This window comes from Parachitinimonas caeni (assembly GCF_030129945.1).
Taxonomy (GTDB): Bacteria; Pseudomonadota; Gammaproteobacteria; order Burkholderiales; family Chitinimonadaceae; genus Parachitinimonas; species Parachitinimonas caeni.
Window position 1 is genome coordinate 1 of record NZ_JARRAF010000080.1, and the last position, 6,251, is coordinate 6,251.

Consider the following 6,251-nt stretch of genomic DNA (forward strand, 5'->3'; position numbering starts at 1 on the left):
CGTAGCTGTACTCGGTGACGTTGCCACGCCCGTCGGTGATCTGCTTGAGCCGGCCGCCGGCGGTGTAGGTCATGACGGTGCTGGCGGCCTGGGTCGCCAGGGTCTGGCTGTCGCCGGCGTACTGGTTATAGCGGCTGGGGTCGAACTGGCCGCTGCTGGTGAGGCCGGCGGTTTTCTGGTCAAGCTGGCCGCGCTGGTTGTAGTGGTATTCGGTGGCGTGGCCGTTGCCGTCGATCTCTTTGATCAGCTCGCCAAAGCTGTTGTACTGCTGGTGATGGTGGATGGTCTGGCCCCCATCGAGCGTGGACAGGCGCTCGCCCACCTGTGCCGGCGCGCCATCGGCAATCGCCGAGATCGGTTTACGGTCTTCCGGCCTCGATCCCGGGGCAAAGGTCAGCACACCGCTGGCGAGGGGGCCGGTCACGATGTCGCCGGCCGACGGGATCAACCGGTATTGCAGGTTGACCTTGCCATCGACCACCGGCACGTTGTTGCGCGGGGTGTAGTCTTGCAGCCACTTGCGCAGGTTGAGAATCTTGTCGAGCGTGTAGTTGCCGTCTGCATTGCGGGTCGGCTCCAGGTTCAGCGTTTTCGGGTAGTTGTCGTCCGGCTGGCCGATCTCCAGTTTGACCCGGGCGGTGGCAGCGCTGACCGGGCCGCTGATGCGGACCAGTTGCGAATCGCCCGGCGGGGTCAGCTGGATGCGGGGCTGCCCGTTTTCGTAGTGGATGTGGAGCTGGCCATACCAGAGCTGGCCGCCCACTTCCAGTTCGTAGATCTGGTTGCCGCTCACCGACTCGGGCAGGTGGAAGTAGACGCCGCCCTGCTGGAAGCCAGCGTGCTCGTCCACTTGCCGGCGGGTGTCAATCAGGCTGCTGCGTTCAATGCCTTCGACATTGGCGTTCCGGGTCAGGTCGGGCGCCAGCCGCAGGCGGGACGGCTGGTGCCAGGCCGGGCCGACACCGCGACCGCCATCGAGCAAATAGAGGTAATCGGCTCCGTTGGTCTGGCGCAGGACGATCAGCTCGCCTTCCACGCTGCGCGGGCTGGCTTGCACCGCGCTGACGACATCAATCTTGCCGTCCGTCACATGGAAGTTGAACCGGCCGCGTGATTGCACCTGACCCGGCTCGCCTGTGAAGTAGAGTGCTTCGTACTCGCCGCTGAGGCCAGCCAGTTTAGGCTGGTCGTTCAGGCCAACGGGGGTATAGGGGCCGACCGTATTCCGGGGGCGGTAGAACCAGGCACCGATCCCACCAGGGGCATTGCTGAGTTTGAGCCGGTTGTCGTCAAAGCGGGCGCTGACCGGGTCGGACGCGCTATCGGGCAGCAGGCGGCTGGTCTGGCCGCTGATCACTTCCAGCCTGCCTTCGCCCGCCAGCAAGACCTGGTGCGAACCGGCCACGGTGTAGCCGTACTGGTAGCGATAGCTTCCACTCAGGCCATCGGGCAGCGCAAAGCTGGCCTGACCCTCCTGCACCCGGATATCGCTCAGGGTCTGTGCCAGTGTGCCATCCTGGCGCCACAGGCTCAGTTGCAGGCTGCTGGCGGTGGGCGGCAGCGCGTAGAGGTGCAGCCGGTCCACGTTCAGCGGGGTGCTGTGGAGCTGGCCTTCCCAAGTCGTATGTTTCACCCTGAATCGCTCGCCGGCGCTGTTTTTCTGCACGGTTTGCTCTTCTTCAACAATGCCCCGGCCGGTCAGCAGGGTCTGGCGTTCGATACGGCCCGAAACCGCGTTCTTGCGCTCCAGCTGAATCGACATTTCCAGATGGCTGAGGGCGGGACTGATGACGTTCTGATTGATGTCTCCGCCCTGGTTGACGTAGTAGGGCTTGGACACCGGCCCCAGCACTTCGAGGCTGCCAGGCGGGGTCGCCTGAAGTTTCTCATCGATCATTGCCACGGTGATCGGGGTCAGGGTCTGGCTGCCCAGCCAGTCGAGGTGAAGGGTCAGGGTGCCCTGGGCCGCATAGCGGCGCAGAGTTTCCAGTTCAACCCCGCTGAATATCAGCTTGGGCTGGGCCTGGTTGGCGGTGCCGGCCCATTCCAGTGTGCCCTTCAGCTGGCCACCCAAGAGCGCCGGTTCCAGTTTCACCTGGCCCACCTGCGCCTGGTTACGCTGGGCAAAGTCGAATTGCAGCCCGCCCGCGTCAGCCCCGGCCTGCGCCAGCTTCCAGCTGTCGGTCAGCTGGTGGCGCAGGTTGTAGCGCTTGGCCACCACACTCATCTGGTTCTGGCGGATGCTGCTGGCCAGGTCGATCAGGTTGAAGGTGAGGCCGGCCCCCACTTCAAACAGGCCGGTCTGGCCTGCCCCTGCGCTCAAGGTCAGCACCGCATCGCCGGCGGCGCTGTTGAGGTAGTACTGGACCACGCCGTCTTTATTGCTCTGGCGCAGCCGGCCCAGGCCGTCGTAGCTATAGCGCTCCTGCTTGTGGTAGCCGCTGACAGCCTGACCCGCATGGGTGCCCCGTGCAATCAGCTGGCCCGCGCCGTCGTAGTCCTGATCGATGACCTGCAGGATTTGCCAGCTGGCCCCCGCCAGCGTCTGGCGATGGGCGGCCAGGGCGCTGGCGTCGAAAGCCACCGCCCGGTCGTTGATCTGGCCGGAATAGGTCGCGATCTGCTTTTTCAGGCCCTGGGCGTTGTAGGCGGTTTTGCTCAAGGCGAACTGATAGGCGCCTGCTGCATCGGTGTGCAGACGGGCTTCCAGGCAGCGTTCGCCTTGGGCGTTTTCACCGTAGTAAGTGATCACGCCATCGGGCCGCTGCTCGGCCATCAGCTGTTTGCCTTCGTAAAAGTAGCGGGTGGTGCGCACCGCCTGGGTCTGACCTTCCAGGCCCAGATCGGCCACGTCCTGCTCCTGCCCGTTGACTTGGCGCGAGCTGCCCCATTCCGTGGTGGCAATCACCCGGCCATGCCCATCGAGCTGGCTGGTCACCACCTGTCTCTGCACCAGCGCCTGGCCGTTGGCGTCGGTGGCGGCACCCAGGGCATGGCGGGTCTCATTGCCGAGCAGGTCGTAGTCGTAACGCATGATGATGCCGTCGGCATCCTGGCTTTCCACCAGGCGGCCCAGGGCATCGTAGTGGTAGCGGGTCACCGCGCTGCTGCCGCGCTGGGATTTTTCGAGAACGCGGCCATCGGCATCCAGCCGATGAATGGTCCAGCGGGTATCGGCACTGAACTCCTTCTCTTGCTGGACATAGCCCCAGAGCGTCTCATCGCTCAGGCTCTGCGCCGTCAGGTTCTTGTCGATGTCATCCTGAGTCAGCCGGATCTCGACCATGACGCGACGGCTGTCCTTGGTGGCCTTCGGATCAACCGGGTCGTTCGACAGGTTGATATAGATCCAGCGGGTGAAGGATTCCCCGTCATAACCCTCGCTACACTTGCGGCCCTGGGCGTCGTAGGCAAACCGGTGCTGGCGGCTGGTTTCGCGGTTTCTGAGCTGCGGGGTGCCCGCTGCCGACTGGTTTTCCCAGGCGCTTGACCATTCCTGCGTCAGCCGGCCCTGGCCGTCATAGCGCTTGTGCTGTACCACATAGGTCTTGGCCGACGCCTGCCAGTTGCCGCCGTCCTCGACCTGGCCCCAGAAGGTCTCGCCACTGTAGCGCTCGGTCTCGTTGCCTTGCAGGTCGTAAGCCAGGTACAGGGTCTGTCCGCCTGCGGTCTGGCTAGACACCCGGCCGGCAGCATCGTAGGTGTAGGTGGTCTTCACCGTATCGCTGCCCTGGGTGCGGGTCACCTGTTTTTTCTGGCCATTGGCACCGTAAAGGATGGTCTCGCTGCGCTGATGCGCGCTGTCGGTGACGCCTTCCAGACCGCTGACCTGACGGCTCTGCTGCCCGGCATTGTTGTACTCGTAGCGTTCTTCGCGCCGCGCACTGACCCATTTATCGTTGATGAAGTAGTTGCCGACCGGCTGCTTGACCGAGATCAGGCGACCGAAGCCATCGAAGAGGTAGTCGGTGCGCAGGCTGGTTTCAGCGCTCTCGGTTTTGCTGCTGAGCTGGCCAAAGGCATCGTATTCCTTGCTCACGCTGAAGTTGATCAAGCCCTGGCCTGACCGGGATTCGTAACGCTGCTGGCCCAGGCGGTCGTAGCCGCCCATCCAGGTGACAGCCAGTTCGCTCGGCTTGCCTTCACTTGGCTTGATATGGGCACCCTCCACCCGGGTGCTGACATGGCCGAAGGCGTCGTACTGATAGCGGGTGAACTTGCCGTAGTAGTCGGTGACCGGCTTGGGCTGGGGTTGGGTCGGCGTGGTTTCGCCACCGATCCCGGTACCGCCGCCGGCCGCTGCCGTGGGCGCCTCGGTGGGGGCGGGACGGGTGATCGCGAAGCGGACATCCAGCACTTCGAGTTGGCGCCCCAGCTTGTCATGGGTGATCTGGGTCACGCTGTCGATGGACGGGTCCGCCTCCACATCTTTGAAGTCAATCTGGCCGGTGGCCACCACACATTTGGGCGGTTCCTGGTTGGGGTGGGCCGCTGCCACCATTTTCCGGTCGAATTTGACGATTTCCTTGGCGTTGCCAAAGCTGTCGTAGCGGGTCCGGATCACGCTGCCCCCGGCCAGCACTTGCAGTGTCTTGCGATTCTGCCGGTCGTAATAGCTGTAGCTGGATGCGGCACTATTGCGACCGCCAGTCAGATAAGGCTCGCTCTGACGTACGACATTGCCAAAAACATCGTACTCGGTTTCGGCTTCCCAGCTGGTCAGGGCGGTCCGGGTCTTATCGCTCTCACTGAATTCGGTCACCTGCGGTGTGATGGTCTTGATCACGCGACCCAGGCCATCGTGTTGATAGCGGGTGGTGTAACGATCCAGCCCCACCCATTCCTGAGCGTTCAGATTGAGGTTTTCATGGACCTGGTTGCGGTGTGAGCTGATGGCATCGGTGGCCACTTTGGGGATGGACCCTTGGGCAATGGCCAGCAGATCGGCCGGCAAGCCATAGAAGGCCAAGCCACGGCCATCGATTTTGGCCGTGCGATTGCCCACCGCATCGTAGCGATAGCCGGTGAGCCCGGTTGTACCCTGTTTTTCCAGAACCAGATTGCCGGCCTGATCGTAGAAGTACTCGGTTTTTTGCGGTTCATTGTCGCCAAGCACCACCTTGCCAAGTTGTAGCGACTTGAGCAGACCACTGCCGTAGTACTCGTACTGCCGGACGATCTCCAATGCACCCTGCACCGTATCGGTCTGGGTCACCGACTGGATCTGGCCGGCGGCATTGCTGCGGGTGATCTCGGTGCTGCGGCCGCCGTTGAGGACGCTACTCAGGGCCGTCTGGGCGGCACCCAGTTTCTCGCCGGCCAGGTCTTCTTTCGAGAGCTCCAGCCACTTCCAGTAGGCAGCAGGGGTTTGCAAGTAATCATGCAACGCCGCCGACCGGTAGCGAATCTGCTGGGTCTCACCCACCCCATAGGTGGTCCGGCTGACATAGCCCTCGGCGTCGATGGTCAGGCTCTTGCGGCCGGCTGCGTCGTAGCGGGCTACCGTCGCCCGGTTCTTGAAGTGGCGCAGATTGGCCTGATCGAAGGTTTTGAGGGTCTGGGCCAGCTGGTCCTGGCTCATGCCATCCAGTTGTTCCCGGCTGCCATCGTAGTCGGGGATCTCGGTGCCATCGAGCGAGAACACTGTCGCAAACTGCAGTACCCGCAGCACATTCCCCGCCAGATCGTAGTCTGTACGGCTGACCATGCCCCCCGCATCGATGCTATACACCGGCCGGTTGAAGTGGTCGTAGACGGTGCGGCTGATGCGGTCGAGACTGCTGGGTTTGGGGCGTAGCGACGGCTTCCCCTCTTTGGGGGCCAGTGCATTCGCCAGAACCGCCTCGGCCCCGTTGATTTGCAGGGTGTCCTTGCCCGTCACCGGATCAACCAACTTGCCAACCTTGGTTTCGTTCTGGCTCAAAGTCGCTTCGCTGACCGGGGTCGCATATTGCACCTGCCGCAGCACATTGCCCGACTTGTCGTAAGTGCGTTCGGTCAGCATGCCGCCGGCGTCGGCGCTGAGGATCAGGCGGCCGGCCGTGTCGTACCAGAAGCGTTCGACCCGGTTAGCCAGGTCACCGCCCAGCCTGCCGGCTTCGTTAATGATGTCTTGCGTCTGCGTAGGGCTGAGGTTCTGGCCCGCCATGCCGCTGACCGGGCTGAACAAGGGCGCCACCACCGACAGCTTGGCCGGGGTCGCGTAGCGCACGGTCTTGGTGATGCGGCCGGCGATGTCGTACTCGGTCTGT

At 63.3% G+C, this 6,251-nt stretch carries 1 pseudogene; it reads right to left on the bottom strand.

From position 1 onward, the window contains the following. Positions 1-6,251 (bottom strand): annotated as a pseudogene (locus PZA18_RS23350) (hypothetical protein); the annotation flags it as partial.